13 protein-coding genes and 1 pseudogene are annotated in these 20718 nt (G+C 31.7%); 3 read left to right on the top strand and 11 right to left on the bottom strand.

Annotated features, from left to right (window positions below):
* Positions 1-5: 5 nt before the first annotated feature.
* On the top strand, positions 6-710 hold the full coding sequence (locus tag BST83_RS04490; protein WP_104808756.1) for a DUF4369 domain-containing protein: 705 nt from the start codon (positions 6-8) through the stop codon (positions 708-710).
* A 218-nt stretch (positions 711-928) separates the two neighbouring features.
* Here BST83_RS04490 and BST83_RS04485 read toward each other — a convergent pair whose 3' ends face one another.
* The 3 genes from BST83_RS04485 to BST83_RS04475 form a co-directional block, all read right to left on the bottom strand.
* Complete coding sequence (locus BST83_RS04485; RefSeq protein WP_240614651.1) at positions 929-3043, bottom strand: thioredoxin domain-containing protein; 2115 nt, start codon at positions 3041-3043, stop codon at positions 929-931.
* Positions 3044-3175: 132 nt separating this feature from the next.
* Entirely contained in the window at positions 3176-3688 is a 513-nt protein-coding gene (locus BST83_RS04480; protein WP_104808755.1) for a T9SS type A sorting domain-containing protein, read from the bottom strand.
* Positions 3689-3768: 80 nt separating this feature from the next.
* The gene (locus tag BST83_RS04475; protein WP_104808754.1) at positions 3769-5619 is read right to left on the bottom strand and encodes a hypothetical protein; all 1851 of its coding nucleotides are present in this window, start codon (positions 5617-5619) and stop codon (positions 3769-3771) included.
* A gap of 406 nt (positions 5620-6025) precedes the next feature.
* Between BST83_RS04475 and BST83_RS04470 the strand changes: the two genes are divergently transcribed.
* Both BST83_RS04470 and BST83_RS04465 read left to right on the top strand, forming a co-directional pair.
* Complete coding sequence (locus BST83_RS04470) at positions 6026-6520, top strand: winged helix-turn-helix domain-containing protein (RefSeq protein WP_104808085.1); 495 nt, start codon at positions 6026-6028, stop codon at positions 6518-6520.
* A gap of 13 nt (positions 6521-6533) precedes the next feature.
* Positions 6534-7094, top strand: coding sequence for an IS630 family transposase (locus BST83_RS04465; RefSeq protein WP_104808084.1), 561 nt, complete (start codon positions 6534-6536; stop codon positions 7092-7094).
* Here BST83_RS04465 and BST83_RS04460 read toward each other — a convergent pair.
* The 8 genes and pseudogenes from BST83_RS04460 to BST83_RS04425 form a co-directional block, all read right to left on the bottom strand.
* Positions 7087-7389 (bottom strand): hypothetical protein, encoded by a 303-nt coding sequence (locus tag BST83_RS04460; protein WP_104808753.1) that lies wholly within the window; start codon positions 7387-7389, stop codon positions 7087-7089. The genes BST83_RS04465 and BST83_RS04460 overlap by 8 nt on opposite strands.
* Positions 7390-8242: 853 nt before the next feature.
* Positions 8243-9655 carry an MFS transporter gene (locus BST83_RS04455; RefSeq protein WP_104808752.1) on the bottom strand — a complete coding sequence of 471 codons (1413 nt, stop codon included), beginning with the start codon at positions 9653-9655 and terminating at the stop codon, positions 8243-8245.
* Positions 9656-11160: pseudogene (locus tag BST83_RS04450) on the bottom strand (glycoside hydrolase family 30 protein).
* A 12-nt stretch (positions 11161-11172) separates the two neighbouring features.
* Positions 11173-12450, bottom strand: coding sequence for a glycosyl hydrolase family 17 protein (locus tag BST83_RS04445; RefSeq protein ID WP_104808751.1), 1278 nt, complete (start codon positions 12448-12450; stop codon positions 11173-11175).
* A gap of 20 nt (positions 12451-12470) precedes the next feature.
* The gene (locus BST83_RS04440) at positions 12471-15929 is read right to left on the bottom strand and encodes a 1,3-beta-D-glucan phosphorylase, GH149 family (protein WP_104810785.1); all 3459 of its coding nucleotides are present in this window, start codon (positions 15927-15929) and stop codon (positions 12471-12473) included.
* Positions 15930-16245: 316 nt separating this feature from the next.
* A complete protein-coding gene (locus BST83_RS04435) occupies positions 16246-18339 on the bottom strand; it encodes an immunoglobulin-like domain-containing protein (RefSeq protein ID WP_104808750.1) in 2094 nt (697 codons plus the stop codon).
* Positions 18340-18380: 41 nt separating this feature from the next.
* Positions 18381-19238 (bottom strand): glycoside hydrolase family 16 protein, encoded by an 858-nt coding sequence (locus tag BST83_RS04430; RefSeq protein ID WP_104808749.1) that lies wholly within the window; start codon positions 19236-19238, stop codon positions 18381-18383.
* Positions 19239-19258: 20 nt separating this feature from the next.
* On the bottom strand, positions 19259-20572 hold the full coding sequence (locus tag BST83_RS04425; protein ID WP_146092112.1) for a CIA30 family protein: 1314 nt from the start codon (positions 20570-20572) through the stop codon (positions 19259-19261).
* Between the last annotated feature and the right edge of the window lie 146 nt (positions 20573-20718).

Genomic DNA, 20718 nt, shown 5'->3' with positions numbered 1-20718 from the left:
TCAAAATGAAAAAAATTACTGCTGTTTTAGCTTTATCAATTATACTTTTTGCATGTTCTTCAAAAAAAGAAGGAAACATGATTGTTCAAGGACAAATTAAAGGCCTTAAAAAAGGAACTTTATATTTGCAGAAAATGGCAGATACTTTATTAATTTCTGTAGATTCGATTGCTTTAAACGGATCTGACATTTTTACTTTAACAGATAATGTAACATCACCTGTTTTGTATTATTTAACCTTTGATGGAAATACTACCGATAAAAGAATTTTATTTTTTGGTGAACAAGGTAGTATTACAATTAATGATAATGTAGAAAATTTTGGTTTTTCTCCTATAATTACGGGTTCTAAAAATCAAGAAATTTTAGAAAAATACAATGCTATTAGTAAACGATTTCAAAGTGAACGTTTAGAATTTATCAAAAATGATTTTTATGCAAAAAAGGCAAATGATGAAGATTTGATAAAAAAAATAGAAGAAGATTATAAAAGGTTAGTGAGAAAAAGAGTTTTATATACTACTAATTTTGCACTTACAAATGCTGATTTTGAAGCTGCGCCTTACATCGCTTTAACAGAAATGTATGATGCAAGTATAAAAATGTTAGATACTGTAAATGCAAGTTTAACACCTAAAATTAAAAATTCTGTTTACGGTAAACAGTATCAAAAATATTTAGATGCTATAAAAGCGAATGAACAAAAATAATTAAAAAGTTAATAAAATAAAAAACCGAGCAAGTTGCTCGGTTTTTTTTATGGAAAATTTTTAGAAAGAAATAAAAATAATTGATTCCTAAATCTATCAAGAATCTGTTTGAGTTATAAATCAGTATTAAGAATATTTATTAAAAAGTTGAAATTTTGTTTATGAAAAACGTTAGCTAGAATCCTTAAATCCTATAAAAGTAAAAAACGAGAAATAGTTTATTTCTCAATACTTTTTATAGCATCTAAAAGGCTTGTTTGTGGTAATTTACAAGTACCATTTACACAAACATAAATAAAGGTATTATCTTCATTAAACTTATAGGATAAAAGTGGTAAAGTACTATTATCGTGAGATACACCAGCAATTAAAATATTGGGTAAATACTTATTTATTAACCTTTTATTTATTCCAGAAGCATTTTTACCAGCAACTACCACTTCATAAAATGGCTTCGTAAAATTGGTCATTAAATGCAACCAATTACTATAATTACCTGGACTCATCTTAATATCATCCTTTAAATTATTTAACATTTGTTCTGAACTTTTTAAATAATTAGTATCAGAAAAATAATGCCCTAATTTAAAAAGAGAATTTGCTATTATAGAGTTTGATGATGGAATTACACCGTCTATAACTTCATATTTTCTAGAAATTAAATTTTTATCTTCTTTGGATGTAAAGTAGAACATTTTATTATTTTCATTAAAGAAATTAAGATGTAAAGTATCCATCAATTTTTTAGAAGTTACTAACCATTTTTCATCTAAGGTAACTTCATATAAAGAAATAAACGCATGAATTACAGCTGCATAATCTTCTGAATATCCATTTATGGTGCTTTTTCCATTTTTAAAATTTCTATTTAAACCATAATATGCTCTTAACTGATTTTCTATTAAAAAATTTGCATTTTTAAGTGCAGCCTCTAAATATTCTTTTGTACCAAAAGCCTTATAGGCATCTATATAACCTTGCAGCATTAATGCATTCCAAGACGTTAAAACTTTGTCGTCTAAATTTGGTTTGCTCCTTCTATTTCTTGTCTCAAAAAGTGTTTTTTTCCAGTGCTTAATTTTCTGATTCAAATTCTCTAAGGATAAATTATGTGCTTTTGCAAATGCTTCTTTTGACGTGTTTCTAATTAAAACATATTTCTCATTCTCCCAAAATCCATACTCATTTACATTATAAAATTCTTTAAAAAGATTAAAATCAGTATTTAATACTAATTTTAATTCCCCTACTTTCCAAGCATAAAAAGCACCTTCCTCTTTTTCACCTAATTCGTTTTTGCTATCAGCATCTAAAGAAGAGTAAAACGCGCCGTTTTTAGCCGTTAATTCTTCTTTGATAAAATCTAAAGTTTCATAAACGACGTTTTTATACAGCTCGTTCTTTTCATTTAAATAAGCTTTAGCATATAAACTTACCAGTTGCGCATTGTCATATAACATTTTTTCAAAATGAGGAATATGCCAATCTTCATCAATAGAATACCTTGAGAAACCCCCACCAATTTGATCGTAAATTCCACCATAGGCCATTTTAGTTAATGTAGTTTGTACATAGTTATCGATTATTTTATCATTAAACTGATACTTATACCTTACTAAAAAGTCTAGAGAATTTGGTGTTGGAAATTTTGGCGCATTTTTAAATCCGCCTTTAATTGTATCTAGTTGACTTTTTAAAAAGTTAACCGAAGATATAATCTCATTAAAATTAAAAACAGGAGCTTCTTTGTTTAAAGTAATTAATTGTGACTCTTGAATTCCTTTTGTTAGATTTTCTGCAAACTCAATTACTTTTTGAGGTTCTTCTTTGTATAATTTAGAGATACTAATTAAAACTTTAGACCATTGTTCTTTTGTAAAATACGTACCTCCAAAAATGGGTCTTCCGTCTGGAAGGGCTATACAATTTAATGGCCAACCATCACTTCCTGTCAAGAGCTGAACCGCGTTCATGTATACTTTATCAACATCGGGTCTTTCTGCTCTATCTACTTTTATACTGATAAAATTATCATTCATAATTTTAGCAATAGAATCGTTCTCAAAACTTTCTTCTTCCATTACATGACAACAATGACACGCAGAATAACCTACAGAAATAACAAGTAACTTATTTTCTTTTGTCGCAAGTTCTAATGTTTCATTATTCCAAGCTTTCCAATTAACAGGATTGTATGCGTGTTGTAATAAATAAGGACTTGTTTCATGGATCAAGTCGTTACTTGCCTTAGAACTTACTGTTTCTTTATTAGAACAACCTGCAACAAGAAACAAGTAGAATAAAAAAGAAAAAGATTTTAGAATAGTTTTCAATTGAATTATATTTTAAAAAATAAAGATATTAAATTCCTTTGATGTTATTAGGTAAATGGATTAAAATATATGGTATAAAAAAACGCCCAAAAAAATTTGGGCGTTTAACATTTGAAGAAAAGAAAGGATTCCTTACTCCTTTATAAATTTCATTGAACCAACAACGCTGTCTACTGTATACTTTAAGATATAAATACCTGTACTTAAAGAAGAGATATCTAATTTCTTAGAAGTTGCATTTACTGTATAAGACTGTACTTTTCTACCTAATACATTATAGATCGTAGCACTTTCTATTGTATTTTTTGCAGAAATTGTCAATTCATTTTGTGCAGGACTTGGATATAAATTAACATTTAATATGTTGTTTTTATCTATATTTAAAGGAGATCCAGTATAAAAATACATATTGTCCAAATAAATATCCAACGTTCCATCTGCGTTTGCTCCATTAAAACCATAAAACTTCATTTGAAAAATTTTACTTAAATCCACTCCTGTGAAATCTGACAAAGCAATATCTACAGAACTCCATACACCATTATTTGAAGTGATATTAACACTTGAAGTAGCTCCTCCTGACTGTATTAAAGCAAGACCTACGTCCTGCGTTTGTGCCCAAATATCTAAATGTAACATTGTCATACCAGATAAATCTGTTTCAGGAAACTGAACTCCTTGAAAGTCAAATGCTGGTAATTTAAGAGCTAAATCATTCTCAAAAGCTACTGAAGTAACGTTCCCAGAATTACCCCCCAGTTTGGAAAATCTATGCCTGCGATGTCTGCATATACACTAGTAGTTTCTGTTGTTTTCGAATATATTGAAATTACATCTGCAGCATTTCTTGCAGGAGCCGTTGGAGCTGCACCAGTAGGAGCTACCTGAACTACCACAGGGTCTGCACCAGGTGAAGAAATACTAGAAATTAAATAAGAATTAGTCTTTCCATTATACTCATTTGCACCATCCAAACCAAAATCCATAAAAAGAATAATTCGACCCCACGTATCAGCACCCTCAATACCAAAATTAAAAGTTACCTGCTGTTCACCAGAACCAATACTTTGTCCTTTTACCTCACGCGCTGCAGTAGATAAAGGATCGAGTTGAAATTTTAATAAGTGTGTGCGCACTTCTCCTTCAGCAACTCCTATAGGGTTCATAGTTACTGTAATTGTATTATTAGCTTTATCACTTAAAGAAATAGGTGTTGTTAAATCAAGATATGCTTGATCATATGCACGTCCATTTCCATTAAATTTCATTTTTCCATTTTCCATAACTACAGAACCTCCACCACCTCCAGCAGCATTATAGGTAAATAATTGGTTAGCAGTACTAAAATTTAAAGGCAACTTAATTTCTGGACATGCATCACAAGTACCGCCACAGTCAATCCCTGTTTCGTCTCCGTTTTTAATACCATCTGTACAAGAAGGTGCAACTGCTGTACCGTAAAAATAAATATTATCAAAATACATTATATCCGCAGTCCCTGGAGTTACAGGAATAATCCATTTTAAGTCTGCTAAATTTGCAATAGTGAAAAGACTAAGATCAATATCATAAGATAACCATTCACCAGATGCAGGAGCAATTTCAATAATTTTAGCTTGGCTACCACCAACACCGTTAGGGCTTTCTAATTTTAACTGAAATTCTGCTGGAGCACCATTAAAATATACATCTATATGCAGTTTCTCCTTTGAAGACACATCATAACTATTTCCACCTATTCCTGAATAATTATGAGCAGTATACTTAACTACAGTATTACCGTCACCTAATACAACATCTCCAGCAATAGTTGTACCATTAAAGCTGTCAAAAGTTACTCCGGTCTCATTAACGTATTGATCACCTGAAGGTGAAGAAATACCATTATAAAAAGACATGTAGTCCCCAGTAGCTCTCGCAATTGGGTCAGTAGCGCCAGTTGCTGGGTCTGAAGGAATAACACTACCATTTTGAGTGGTTATGTTATCAATCCAAACTTCTCTTACCTCAGTATTCCCATCTGTACCTATCCATCCTGTACCATCTTTAAGAGGAAAAAACGAAATGGTATTATACTCACCTGTACGGCCCGTAAAATCCCACGTAACTGAGCTCCATCCTGTACCAGGATGTGCACCGTTTACTTCTACGCCCCCTGCTAATTTACCTAAAATATCGATTGCACCACCAACATAATAAACATCTGCTGTTATCGTTTTTGTAGTTGAAATATCAATCTTGAAATCTGTCTTTGTAAGTATAGCATTTTGCCAAGGCTGTCCGTCAGCCTTTGTTATCATACGTCCAACCTTTCCGTAAGTAGCAAAATCTACTGTTGCATCAATAACATCAACGGTAGTCATTGGCTCACCGGCATTTGAAATCCAAACACCTGCTACTGAATCGAACGTTTCTGTCGTTTGTGAAAATCCTAATGAACTTGTCAAAAGAAATAATAATAATAATAATGTAATTTTTTCATCATAAAATGGATTTAGTATAAATTTATATGTTATTTTTAGGTATTTATCAAAAAAATACTTTTCTGAAAATATACCAATTATAATATATTGCAATATAAATAAGAATAATTATTAAATCCGCAAATAATACCCAAACAAAATACATACATCATATATTTTAACATTTTTCGTTAATGAATAATCAGTATTAGCTTAAAAAAAGAATGAAAATAAAATAAAATTAATAGAATTTAATTATCTTGATATTTGTCATGTATAGGTAATGTTGTGTGTAGCAATGAAGATTATAATCTTTTTTAAATATTAAGATTTATAAATACACAAAAAAAAGAAATTTATTTAAAATGATACTACTTTTAAAAAATCATTGTTACTAGTCACAATGATTAAGTTATCATTTTTAACTTTTCTTTTTATAATTTTTAGCGATCTGAAATCTGAAGAAAGATGTAATACCAAAATAGTTTTTTAATGCCGTATATTTTCATTATATTACGTTATGGGAAGAATAGCAAGTTTAGATATTTCAGAATCACTAATTGAGCTTAAAGAACTAGTGTCAAAGCAAACAACATTAAAAGGGGAAAAGCGAGTAAAATCTTTAATTTATATAAAGACAAAAAAGTTTAAAACTCGACAAGAAGTGTCAGCTTCTGTAGGAGTTCACATCAGAACATTAGAAAGATGGGTAGAAACCTATAAATTATTTGGAATTGATCAAATGATTAGTGATAAGCCAAAAAATAAACAATCAAAAATTATTACTTCTGAAATTCATTTAGGTTTATCGCAAAGAGTTAATGACCCTCTCAACCCTTTTTTAGGATATTGGGATGCGCAAATATGGGTAAATGAAACCTATGGGATTGAGATAAAATATCAACGTATTCGAGAGTATTTAAAGCAACATTTTAAAACAAAACTTAAAAGCCCGCGAAAATCTCATTACAAAAAAAATGTAGAGGCTGAAAAAGCCTTTTTAAAAACTACCTAATACGCTAAACAACATTAGATTAAGTCTAAATAAAAATAAATACAAAGAGGTAAATCTATATTTTCAAGACGAAGCTAGATTTGGAATGATGAATCATTTAGGAAAATATTTAACAGCTAGTGGAGTCAAACCAATAGTTACTTATCAGCATATTTTCAAAACAACTTATCTATATGGAAGTTATTCCCCAATCAATGGAGATTGTTTTGTATGGGAAATTAATGGTGTTGATACTAAAATATTCGAAGCCTATCTTAAAGAATTCTCTTTATATAAGCCTAAGGAATATAAAATTGTGGTGATCGATAACGCAGGTTTTCATTCAACAAAGAATATCGAAATACCTGAAAATATTCATTTATTAAGAATCCCCCCTTATAATCCAGAGTTAAATCCTTGTGAACAAGTTTGGCAATACATTAAAAATAGATTTAAAAATCAACGCTTTGAAAAAATGGAAAACCTTAAAGAATGGCTACATAAAACCGTCACGAAAATGGATAGTGAAACGATTAAATCTATAACTGGAAATCATCATTTTCTAAATGCATTTAATGCGGCATTTATTAACTAAATTGGTATAATACACTCTTTTCTAAAGGAGTAACTGCAAAATTATTTTCACCATCCCCAAGAAGTGATAATCCAGAACCAGCATAATACCTTGTGGTTTCTATTTCTACCCCATAATGATTACCTACTACCATAATATCTTTAAAGCCATCTCCATTAGAATCTTTAATTAACGGATCTTTTACAGGGATAACCTGCCCTTGTATTGGAAAAACTACTCTTTTTAAGATATTATTATCATTTATTAGAACGATACTTTCAAAATTGCTAATTTCATATACAACTGCATCATTCATTTTATCTTTAGGTAAAATATCTAGTAAGGTTGAGGACGCAAAACTATGATAATCTTTATATTTCTTTTATAGCTAAGGCATTTGTTGTTAAGAACATTCTTTTCCTCTCATTGGCACGTAATCATCCTTGTAGTTTTTTACCAAAACTAGATCATTAGTACCATTATTATTAAAATCATTGGCATACGTTTAAAATAAATGTTCTTTTGAAGATTTCAACTTCTTATTGATACCATATTTCCAATAATATATTCGCCGTCAACTACTTAGTTCACATCATTAGTAACAATATGCTAATAAGGCCAGGGACTTTTTTCTAGAATTCCAAATTTTTAAGTGTTGTTTTTAAGTATTCAATTTATATTTTCTGAAACCTTAATACCCGCATTCTCTCCTACAACCCATAACTCTTTATCTGCATCAATACAGCGTTGCGCAAGCATTTATATATAAGCATAAAGATACAGGAAGCTTCCTTAAAATTAATTTAGGAGGACACAGCTGGATGCTTTTAATAGTTCAAAACTACCACTTAGTTCTTTGAGATTCAAATCTCTTTTTTGAAGTAGTACAAGAAGAAAATAAAACAGTCGAAAACAAGGCAATGAATAAGAATAATTTGTACGTTTTCATAAAAAATATCGATTATGTACGTATTTTTAATTGTGATTTACGATTAAGATAGCTATTATTCAAAAATAATACTTTTTACAGAAATATCATAGATTCAAAACCAAAAAAAAAGGTTTTCATATTCCGAAACCTTTTTTTAGTAAAATATTTTGATTTTAAACTTGTAGTATTCTTTTTAGCGGAAAAATAAAGTAAGAACCTTCTCAAAAGTCTCTATTCTCTATTCTTTTACAGCATTTCTTTCCGCTAACGCAGCACTTACTTCGTGTGCTCTTTCTTCTGTTAAATCATAGTTCCGCATGACATACATTGCCAATAAAGTTCCTACTATGGGCAACCCAGAATAAAACAACCGAAGCCCGGTTATAGCGCCGTCTGGTTGTGTCTCGGCACCAGGATCAAAACCTACAAAGCCCATAATTACCCCAGTTAATAGGCCTGCAATTGCAAACCCAAATTTCACCATCCACCAATAAATAGCGCCAAAAGTTCCTTCCCTACGCTTTCCTGTATTCAATTCATCCAAATCGATTACATCAGATGTCATCGACATCATAAGTGTAAATAATCCTCCAATACCAAATGAGAAGAAAGGCAAGGCAATTAAAAATAAATATGGCTTTCCAGGAATAAATAAAAACCAAAATAAAATATACCCCACTATTGAAATAGATTGTGAAACTAAAAAAGCTTTCTTTTTACCTATTTTCTTTGACATCTTGGCAATAATAGGAATTACAGCAAAGGTAGTAATCAATGCACCTATACAGCCATTTAAAGTTGGCCAAAGACCTGCTGCACCTGCGTCTCCATTAAACATATAATATACAATTATAAAAAATGAAAATCCCGCAATGGTGTTAAAAGCATTGAAAATTAAGAAGGTAGCATAGCATAGTTTTTTAAATTGTGGAATTTTAAAAGCTTCCTTAAAACCGTCACGAATAAACCTTAAACTATTTCCGATATTTTTCGTATTTAAAGGCTCGTAATCTTCTTCTAATGTAGATTTACTTTTTATAAATAAAGCCGGTACCATGGCTAATACCATACAAATAATACCCACCCATGCTGCTAAAGATCTTGTCGCTACCTCACCAGACGCAAACCAATCTGGGTCATACATAATTACCCAAAACCAAGGTGCTATTACCCAGGCCCATTGCCCAATCCACTGTGAAACAGCCATAATATTGGTGCGTTCATGAAAATCGTCACTCATTTCATAACCCATCGCCACATACGGGACACTAAAGACTGTCATTCCTAAATAGAAGATTAATGAGGTAAATAGAAAGTAATAAAAATTATATTCCAACCCATTATCTTTGTAGAGCTGCCACATAATTATAAAAGTTAGCCCCATAATTAAAGCACCTATAAATACATACTGTCTTCTTCTTCCCCAGCGTGATTTTGTGTTATCTGAAATAAAGCCCATAATAGGATCGGTTATTGCATCAAACAATCTTGGCGCAAAATATAAAACGGCCCACATGGTTGTTGAAAAACCAAGATCTTCTACCAAAACAACAAAAAATATTCCCATGGCTGCTGGAAACATTTGGTTGGCTAGCATTCCTAGACCAAAAGCTACTTTTTGACCAAAATGTACTTTATTTGTATTTGACATTTAATTAATTTTTGTTGGTATCACTATTGTTTGAATAGCTTGTGGGTTAATATATAGTGCTGTTTCCTTGTCTCCTAAACGAATTTTAAAATTCTTTTTTTGATCTCCTTCATTGAATACAACTACGGAAATAGTACCATTCAGATTCTCTGCAGCAGTTACTAATAGGTCCTTATCTGAATGTTCAACATCCATTACTACTGCGCCTGGCCGTATGTATTTACTAAAATGAGCTAATGTGTAATAAATTGGTGTAAAGTAAACTTCGTCTTTAACCAGATCAACAATTACAGGTGCAACACACCAATTTTTAAACCAGTTTGGTCCTCCTTGGGTATCTAAAACCATATTCCAATCGATCCAACCATCTACATAATTATTTAAACAACCTATAATATCTCTTGCATATCTGTTTACTGGAGCGTACTTTGGATGCAAATGCTTGTCTTTTTCTGGAGCCCAATCCCAGCCCCAATCTGTAGCTTCTTTTTTCCAATACCAAGCGTCATCTTTCCATTTTGGTACTTCTGAATCTACACAAGCTTCTGATTGAATTAAATATTTATTTGGTGCTTTTTTATGAGCGTATTGTAATTGTTCTGGGAAATAATCATAAGTACTTGCATACCAATGAATTGCTGTTCCGTCAAAATATTTTGAGGTTTCTTCATTTTTATACATGGAATCTACCCACTCATTTAAGTGCTCTCTGTTCTGATCATAGCCTAATATTTTTACCTTTGGATAATCTACTTCTAATTTAGGTCCTAAATGATGCTGCACAAAATTGGTCATTTCATCAGGCGTATAATGCATGCTTTCCCAATTTTTATTGTTACCTAAAGGCTCATTTTCTACTGTAAATCCCCAAATATCAATGCCTTCTGCATTATAAGCGGACACATATTTAGAGAAAAATAATGCCCAAGTATCATAATATTCTGGCAATAACTTACCTCCAAGCCAACTCTTATTATCCTTCATCCAAGGAGAAGCTGTCCAAGGTGATGCCAAGATTTTAAAGCCGTCTTTAGATACTTTCATTGCATCTTTTATAAACGGAATAATATCATCTTTATCTTCATCAACAGAAAAATGCACGAGTTCTTTATCGTATTCAATTGGCGCATACGAATATTGACTTAAAGAAAAATCACAAGAATTCATATGCGTTCTTGTCAAAGAATATTTTGCACCACTTTCACCAAAATAAGCTTCAATAATACTATCTCTATTTTTTTACTGATATTATTTAATAAATACGCTGATGATTCTGTAAAAGAACCTCCAAAACCAGTTATTTTTTGTCGTTTTTGCCCCGGTAATAATTTAATTTGAATGGTGTTTTCTTGAATTTCATCCGAAGAAAAGTTTTCTAATTTGGTTAAATTATTTCCATTAGCAGAAGTTTCATAAACTTCTACAACTAATTTATTGTTTTGTGTATTACAACTTAGCATCATAAATGCTAAAAATGTATAGAAAAAATATTTTATGCTTTTCATAATAATCTTTAATTACCTTGGATAATCAGTATTTGGAACCATCACAGTTTTCATCATAGCTTTTTTATCGCCATTAAATGTTTTAGCTATTTTATTATCTCCTCTTTTTAATCCTTTAAAAGTTCCTTTATCAACTTCATCCCATAAAGCATATTTTGCTTTGCCATCAATAGTAAATAAACCAAAATTATTTTCTGAACCTTGAGGGTTTGTGGCATCTTTCCAAGATTCATCAAAAGCTGAAAAGTAAAAACAAGCTATTTTATTTTCATTCGTCCAATTTCTAATCAAATCATGGTATTTGGCTTGTTTATACTCATCAATAGCTTTTGAACCATTTGGTCCATAATGATCATTAGAAACTGTTGCCCAACCCGTTTCGCCAATATGAATTGGTTTATCAGCACCCACTTTTTTCATATAATTTGAAACACTTTCATATTGGTTTTTAGCATATTCTAAAGATCGTAAAAGAGCCAAATCAATTTTTTCAATATCAGATAAGTCTTTTTCATCCTCTGGAACTGCCCAAAAAGCAGAATTGTAATGTGTGTCATGCATAGGATAAGAATGCATGGAGATAAAATCTACAGCGTGAATTAATTTATTTAAATCTTCTGTATGATAGAAATCTTCTCCTCCACCCCAAGCAGCAAAATTATCTGAACTTGTTACCCATAAATCTTTCGGTAATTTTTCTGATTTTTTTAAATCTTGTAAATAATTTGCCCATTTTAAAATAATATTGGGTGTTACATAATATTGTTGTTGCCAAGTAATCATTGCTTCATTTCCGATAGCAATTACTTTTACAATATCTGGATATTTATTTGCCAAAGAAACAGCTATATTAATTTCCTTCGTATTACTTTCTAAATTTTCTTCATTATGAACTGGCGCTTTATCTGTAAATCCATTTTTACAATTAATCCAAACACCTAACATTACATACATTTCAAAATTTGGGTCTTCTTTTTTTAATTCTAATATTGCTTTTACAACATTAGAAGCATGAGGTAAATGCAATTTATACGTGCGAATAATGCCAATACCCATTGCAGATAATATTTTCATATCTTCTTTTAACTGTGCTATTGTTGGCTCTATGTCATGATTTACATCTCTATAACCACCATAAGAAATTGCTAAATAATCAGGGTTTCCTAAAATTGTAGCAGCTGTCATTGCTGGTTTTATTGCCAACTCTAACTTTACTTTATTTTTAGAATTGCATCCTACAAAAAAAATGAATGCAATAACCGCTATGAATATCTTAAAACTTATTTTCATGTTTAATTTTGAATGAATACTTACTTCTTTACAGAAACTTCAATTTTAGTTACTATTCCTGTTCTTTCAAAAACTAATTTTGAAGTACTTTCGTCAAGAATTAGGTCTTTTATTTCTTTTACACTTCCATCAGTATAAAATATTTTAACACCTTGTAATGCAGTGTTTTTATAAACAACCGGTATTTGGCAATAAGTAAAACCAAGAGAACCTTTGGCTAACTCAATTATTTTATCTTCTTTACTAATTGCTGTATATTTAAAAGTTTTAGGAGTCTTTAAAAACTCAGTTGCTCTTAATAATTTTGGATTAAAAATAATTTTACCTGCTCTTACAAAAACACCAAGCTCTCCTATTCTACTTAGCACATCCTCTTTCACTTGACCTGTCATTCCTGGCTGTTGTGCTCCTTTTCCTCCTGGTGTATGTGAATATGGGTCTGTTGGAAACGCACCATATAATTCTGGAGATTTATGCACACCAATACCCGCTTGAATCTCATAATAATGGTCAAAAAGCTTTCCTATTAGAACATCACTTTCATTATTTTGAACCGCTATTAAACAATTTTCTTGCACTGCTACTAACAACTTTGAAACCATGTGCCAGTATATAGAGCCTAAACCTTCATACCCAAAGAAAGTTCCAGAACGTCCTGTAAATGCCTTATGATTAAAAACCTCTTCAAAAATATGTAATACTAATTTTGATTCCGTTTCTATTAAAGCTGCATACCCCTCAGGCAATTCTTCAAAAGCTTCTTTTAAGCTTTTTGCATTGTTAAAGTTGGCATTAAAGTGATATTTCCCTGAAACGTCTTGGTTGATTATTTGCGTATTGCCGTCAATAACAAGCTTTGTTAATAATTGAGAGTTTGCTACTGCCTTACTAGCTATCACATTTTTCTCATCAAAGCGTGCCAATTCTTTATTTGGATATAAAATATAACTGTATTGATCTTCTCTGAACAAAGCGCTTGCCTTCATACCGTCTAAAACGTTTAAAGCTTCTTTAGAGGATAAATAACTTGCACTTAAAACAGCTACTTGCCCTTCTAACATTTCTGGTAAATAAGAAATAGATACTTCCGTATCATTTTCTATAGTCATTAAATTATACGCATGGTATAAATTATCTGAACGTTTGTTTGCTTTAATTGTATGCTCTAAATACTCTTTTGTAATTGAAAAGAAGGCTAATAATTCTGTTTTTGTAATCGTACTTCTTTCGCTAGAGAAACCATTTCCATAAATTGTAGATCTATACACACTTCCTGCCTCCCCTAAACCATCTAAAACAGTTTTTCTATCAATGTCTGAAACAGCACCCAAAAGGATATTTTTGTTTTGTTTAAAAGTTACTACTACCTCATTGAAAAACGTTGCTAATTCCGATGAAATTTCAACTTCTTCCGTTGCAGATTTTTCAACCAAATTTTCAAAGAATTTTATGAACCTATTTAAATAATTTAGCGTTACCATAGAAACACCATTACCCACTAAAGCGTTGTTTGCATCATTCCATTCCGGACGTTGCGTATTCATCCAAATTCCGCCCTCAGGAATAAAGTTAGAAACCTTCGCTAAAACAGTTGCTAATAATTTTTCTATTAAGTTTACTTTATATATAAAGAAATTTTCATCCCTTAACAATGCACCATCTGATCCTAATTCTTCTTTCTTTTGATGAATTTTAGCATCCAACTCGTGATCAAATTCAATAGTATCTTTAGAATTAGCTAAAATACTTTGGTAATCTTTTACCTTATAAGGCACATTTGCATACACAAAAATATCTTCAGAAAATCTTTTTTCTAATTGATTTGGATAATGATTTTCTATAAATTCTAAGAACTTTAATAAGTAAATTATTTGATGATCTCCCCAATATCCAATATAAGACCAAGGATCATTTTCTTCTATAATTTCCCAATCAAAACCATCTTTTGTAACTCTATAAGGATTGTAACCATCAAAAGTAGTTGCATTCAAAAACTTATGAATCATACTTTCTATAAAGGCAGGATATGAATGTGCTAATGTTTCCCAGTTTTGGAAAATATCACGCCAGTTTCCTTCATAATCTAAAATTTTAGAACCGTCTATTTCATTTTTTGTATTGATCGAAAACTTGTTCCAAGGCCTACTTGGATCTCCGTGTCTTCTGCTAAACTTTAATGGTAAATACTCAAAACAAAGTCTTTTAAAGTTTTGATCTTCATCTTTCTCTGCAATCTCAAGAATGGTGTTCAATTTAAATAATTCTGGTAAATCATTTAACAAGGCTTCTTTCTTTTTAATTACTTTTTTGTTTGCCTTTGCAATGTATTTTATAAAATCTTGCTTTTCAATATTGTAGTCGTCATCAAAAGTACCACCTCTCATTAAGTTAAAAAGTGTATTTGCAAAGTGTCTTGTATTTACTAAAGGGTCGTTTGTTACTTGCAAGCCATCTGCAGCTCCCGTTAAAGCAATTAACTTTTTAGTTCCTAATTGAATATCTTCTTGAATACTTTTAGCTAAATTTTTATCATTTACAATGGCTTTCGCAATACGTTGAATATCTACAATTGTTTGATTTACATTCGCAACAAAACGCCATTCCTTCGTTTCATTTGAATCTAAGGTTATATCGGTGCTAATAAAGAAAGCTCCTTTTTCTGCTTTTACATCTACTTCTTGATGTATGTCTTTTCCTCTTCTAAAGTTATCTAATTGTAATGATGATAGCAAATATGTTGGGTTTTCAATACCTAAAGACCATACAATATTTGCTTTTAAAGCCTCACTAGGCTCTGCTTTGTCGACGATTATAGCACTTAAAGCATATACTCCCAAACCAGATGGAAGTTGTAATTCACTTTTCTTATATGCATCCACTAGATTACTTCTAGAGTTTTGTAAATCTGTATCAACGTCTGAAGGAAGAATATTCTGTAATCCATCTAAAAAGGTAACTTGTACTTTTTCTGATGAATTGTTTATTAAAGTAGATTTTTTAACAAAACCAAAGATATCAGAAGAGCTCCACTGATATCTAAAAGTAATTCCTAAATCTTCATTTACTTCCTCAAAAACGACTTTGTTTCCAAAACTGTTTTTATATAAATTTTGTTTTGTTTCATACAAGCCAATTTGTCTTTGTGAAAAAGGCTCCCATAAATAAATATTTCCGTTTTTTAAAACTTGAAAAATAGATTTACTTCCTGTAACATCGGCAGCTTCTGTAATTTTGTCATCTGTATAATACGGAAACAATGAATACTCACTGTTTTTTCTACCTGCAGTAAGACCTCCATTACTTGAAATAAACATCCAATGGTTAGAATCTGAAACTAAACTCATAAAAAAAGGCCTCATTTCATCACTGTTGGCAATTTTATAATACGTTTCATTTTCAAAATGAATCATTTCACCTTTCACTTCTTGAGATTGAAAATCTGCTTTATTTTTTCCTAAAAAAATAGTTTTTTTTGTCATTAAAATTGGCATTCTATATACCTCTAAAATTTAAAAGAGGCTTGTTATTAAAATTTAATTACTTGTGAATCTTTTTAAAAATTCATCTTATTTTTTTTGTCTTCTTCTATTGCAAAAGACTTTTATTTTACTTTTAAAGGATATGCATAAAAAGCACATATAACCAATTATACGTACTTTTTATGCAAAGCTTTTTAAACTCAAGACTTTAAAATTGTACTTTTCTCTAAAAACAATATAGCCCCCCTTTTAAGATAGCAATACCTTAAGTAGCTCGAGTATTTAATATGTACTCAAGCTATTTATTGCTCTGAATTTATTTTATTTTTAAAACTACATTATCGATGTTTATAGTAGCATTCGCTGTACTGTTTACAATTTCTATTAAGAAGGAGAGCCCTCCTGCTACTTGCGCGGCACCGGCTGGTGTTGTAAATTCATATGATTTACGTTCCCAATTTGAAGACATACTCGTTGTAGCGGCTGTCAAAGTGTGCAGTGTTGCTCCTGAATTTGTACCTTCGGCTGGTTCAGAAAAAGTAAATGCTTTAAACACACCACCTTCTCCAAAAGCACCAGATGCTTTAATATCATACGTAACAGTGTATGTTGTATTTGGTTGAATGGTACCAACTCCTAACCTTTCTTGCTTTAAACCAACAGCGACTCCTGCTCTTCCTTGAATTTGACCTGACTTAGAACCACCATTGTTAATTGAAGTTGAAATCGTAGAACCGACTGCATCTAATAATTGCCAATCACAATCACAAGCCTCAAAATTACCATTAAATAATAATTCACCAGCAGGAGCGGCAGGACACGTAGTGGTACCTGCACAACCGTCTCCACCGCCAATAGTATTACCGCCGCCACCAGTTCCAGTTCCAGAACCATCGCCATACAGCTTCAAATCATCAAAATAATACGTGCTTGTATTGTTTGCATTTAAATCAAAGAAAATAACAACCTTATTAAACTTATTACTTTCTCCGCTACCAACAGCATATGTTAACTCTTCCCACCCACTAGTAACCGAAGTAGTCATTGTACCTATCTCTTTACTATTTCCTTGATTTCCAATTTCCTCTAACTTTATCAAAACAGCTGTGTTTGGTCTTGCAGACCACACTTTAATTTTTAATCCTGAATTTGAGTTAAAATCTAACTTAGCATTTAGGTTTAACTGAATATTATCCCAAGCAGCAACCCCTTGCTTTGTAACCTTTCCAACTTTACAAGAAGTATTTATTGCGTTGTCAAAATCTGGGTTGTCTATAATTTGAAAAGTCGCTCCATCTTCTATTATTGTAACTGCAGAAGCCATGGTAACATTTAAATCAGCTGCGCTAACTGATTGTGCTTCGTCTACATCACAAACACCTGGTGCAATTACTTGTACATTTCTAGCTGTAACAGTTGTATTACCATCTGAATCTATAACCATATAAGTTACTGCATAAGTTCCTAAAGTATTCGTATCTACAGTATCACCACCAATTACAATAGTACTTGTAACATCACCATCTTCGGTATCTGAAGCAGTTGCTCCTTGTTCTGTATACGGATCTCCTTGTGCTAACCTAATACTTGCGTCTCCAATTAATGTGATCACGGGTGCATCTCCTAAAGATACTTGCACAATATCGTCCATGTAAAAAGTTCCTCCTTTAGTACCAGTAGGGTCTACAAAAACAACTAGTTTAGAATAGCTAGCACTAGTGGTAAAGGTAAATTGCAGCTCTTCCCATCCAGATCCTGTATGGTTTACCGGAACTTCTTTGAAAGCAGTTCCTTGCTCTAATTTTAATAAAATACTTACTGCTGCATCCGACCAGAAATTCATTCTAATCGTATTGTTTGTTGTTAAATCAATTACGGTTTGTAATTCAAAAAACAGGCCTTCATAAGCTGCCCCGCTATTGGTAATAGATGCTACCATAGACGCTACATCATTAGATCCTCCTGGTGCAGGGTTCTCTACTACCTCATAGGCTACACCATCGAAAGCTGTTGCACTATAATTTACATTATCGTTGTCAAAAGTCATGGGTAAACCCAAAGGTAACGGCATATTTATAACAATAATATCTTCAAAATAAGAAATTGCTCCCGCAGCGTTCATTGCTTTTAATATAACGGTGTACGTACCGTTCATATAGCTTTTAATAGGATTAACTTCTAAAGAAGTAGATGCAGGTACCACGGGTATTTCATCTCCAAAGTCCCAAGAATAGGTAGTTGCATTCTCAGAAATATTAATAAATTCTACCGTACCTTTATTTTCATTTAAAGTATAGGTAAAGCCTGCAGTCATTTTAGGGAGTTCAACAACGTCTTCAGAACAACCTACATATATTATTGCCATCAAAAAGAAAGCAATAAGTTTACTGTTTTTTAATACTAATTTCATAATTATAATTTTATGTTTGTTTGTTTGTTTGTAAATATTTATTATTTGTTATAAACTCTTACGTAATCTATTAACATTGTTTGTGGAAAAACAGTTTCTTCATTTGGTGCGCCTACAAAATCTCCACCTACGGCTAAGTTGATAATAATATAGAAAGGTTGGTCGAATACCCAAGTTCCTTTTTCTTCTACCTGTTGGCGTGTAATTTGATTGTATAAAACATCATCCACATAATAATTAATATATTCTGGAGCCCACTCTATTCCAAAAACGTGAAAACCTGTATCGAAACGATCGTTTTCTAATGCATAACTTTTAGTAATCGCATTACCCGCAGCATAACCAGGACCATGAACACTGCCATGAACCACTGTTGGGTCTTGTCCTCGGTATTCCATAATATCTATTTCACCACAATTTGGCCATACTTCTGTATCTGCTGTTCCATCGCCACAATTAGCACCTAACAACCAGAAAGCGGGCCAAATCCCTTGACCTGTTGGTAATTGAATGCGCGCTTCAAAACGACCATAAGCTTGTTCTTTTAAACCTTTGGTTAAAATTTTACTAGATGTATATTCAGAACTATTATAGTCTTCTTTAAGTGCCTTAATTATTAATATACCATTCTGTACAGATACATTTTCTATACGATTTGTGTAAAATTGCTTTTCATTATTTCCCCATCCATTAGAACCCGTGCCAATATCAAAAGTCCAGATATCCGCATTGATTCTATTATCTGTATCAAATTCATCAGACAACACAAGGTTTTTAAACTCTGCAACGGTTTGTGTTTCGTCTGGATTACAAGCAATCATTATAAAAAAGATTCCTAAAAGAAGCGTTTTTAATAAAACTACTTTTTGACCCAATAAGGTTTTATTTGTTTTGTTCATTTTTTCTTGTTTTTATATTATTACTTATAGAAATACATATTATCCATATAAAAAGTTTTTATCTGAGAAGACTTTATATTTTCTATAATAATAATGTTAATTGCTGCTTTATTTAATCCAGTTTCTGAAGTTGGCCTAATTGGAATCTTTAGTGATTGCCATTCATTTGCAACCAATGAAGATGCAGGGTACACAATTGGAGCTCTTGAATCTAATTGATAATTTGAACCAATACGGTTTTGTTGAAAAGAACCGTCTGCAGACCTAAGTGTAATTAAAAGATCTATATTAAGAAGGTCTGTTGGTAATTCTAACATTAAAAGATCTACACTATAATGGGTCATAGCTGTAATATCTATCGCTTCTGTAAGCTGCGTTCCAACAAAATTAAAGTTGGTGTAATTTAAAATATTCTGACCATCTATGATCGTTTCCCCTCCTAATGTTGTTTGGTACGGTTGCCAATACCCATTGTGAAAATCTACAGGAACATTCGTGTAGGTATCACTAAATACTGAAATTACATTACTAGCACTTTCTTGAGGAGCAGGCGCAAGAGGAAAAGCGCCAGAAGCAGAAATTGTTAAAGACCCTTTCGCTTTAACTCCAGCAATAGCAGCTGTTATTTTTGCGGTACCAGGACCAACTATAGATACAATACCTGTTTCACTAACTCTCACTACCTCTATATCACTTGACTCAAAGTCAAAATACATTGGAGCAGCAATAATTGTTTGATTTAATCCAGAAGACAAATTAAATGTTTGTGTCAAACCGTAACCAGACAAGTTAAAAGAGTTCCCTACAAAGTTACCTTCCTCTAAATCTTTTCCATTTGCCATTGCTGGTTGAGGCTGACCAATATTTCCTAATTTTTCAAACTTTAAATCATCTATCCAAAAAGTAAAACCTAAACCATTAATTCCTGCTACTGCATATCTTAACATTCCTCTTTCATTAATCAATTTAGAGGGGTCTGGAATTGGAATTATATACTTTACCCAATTTGTAGATAAATCTACATTCCTAATAGTAGCTATATATTTATTATCACCAAAATCTTCTCCAAAACCTATTTCTCCAATAGTTCCTGTTTGTGATCCCTTAGCCCAAAAAGTTAAGGCGTCATATCCTGATAAATCACGCCCTTCGCCATCAATTCTTAAAATTGCACCTGCATAATTTCCTAGGGGATCTGTATCCTTTGGCACATCAATACGCATAGAAGATGCGCTTTCATGTCCCTCTTTAGTGTCTACTGACCATGCTGTTGGTTTTGACCCAACTGGATTGTTTGCATCTGGACCATAAGGAAAATAAAAATTACTCCCCAATCCAACCAAATTATCTGTAAATATATCTCCAGTTGTTGGGAAGGTTGTAAACTCAACATTTTCTGAAAGTTCTCTCTCACAATTGGCAAGCGTTAAAATTAAAATTAGTAAAAATATTAATTTTAGATATTTGTTTTTATTGTATT

This window comes from Polaribacter filamentus (assembly GCF_002943715.1).
GTDB lineage: Bacteria > Bacteroidota > Bacteroidia > Flavobacteriales > Flavobacteriaceae > Polaribacter > Polaribacter filamentus.
This window is presented reverse-complemented; position numbering and strand designations above follow the sequence as displayed.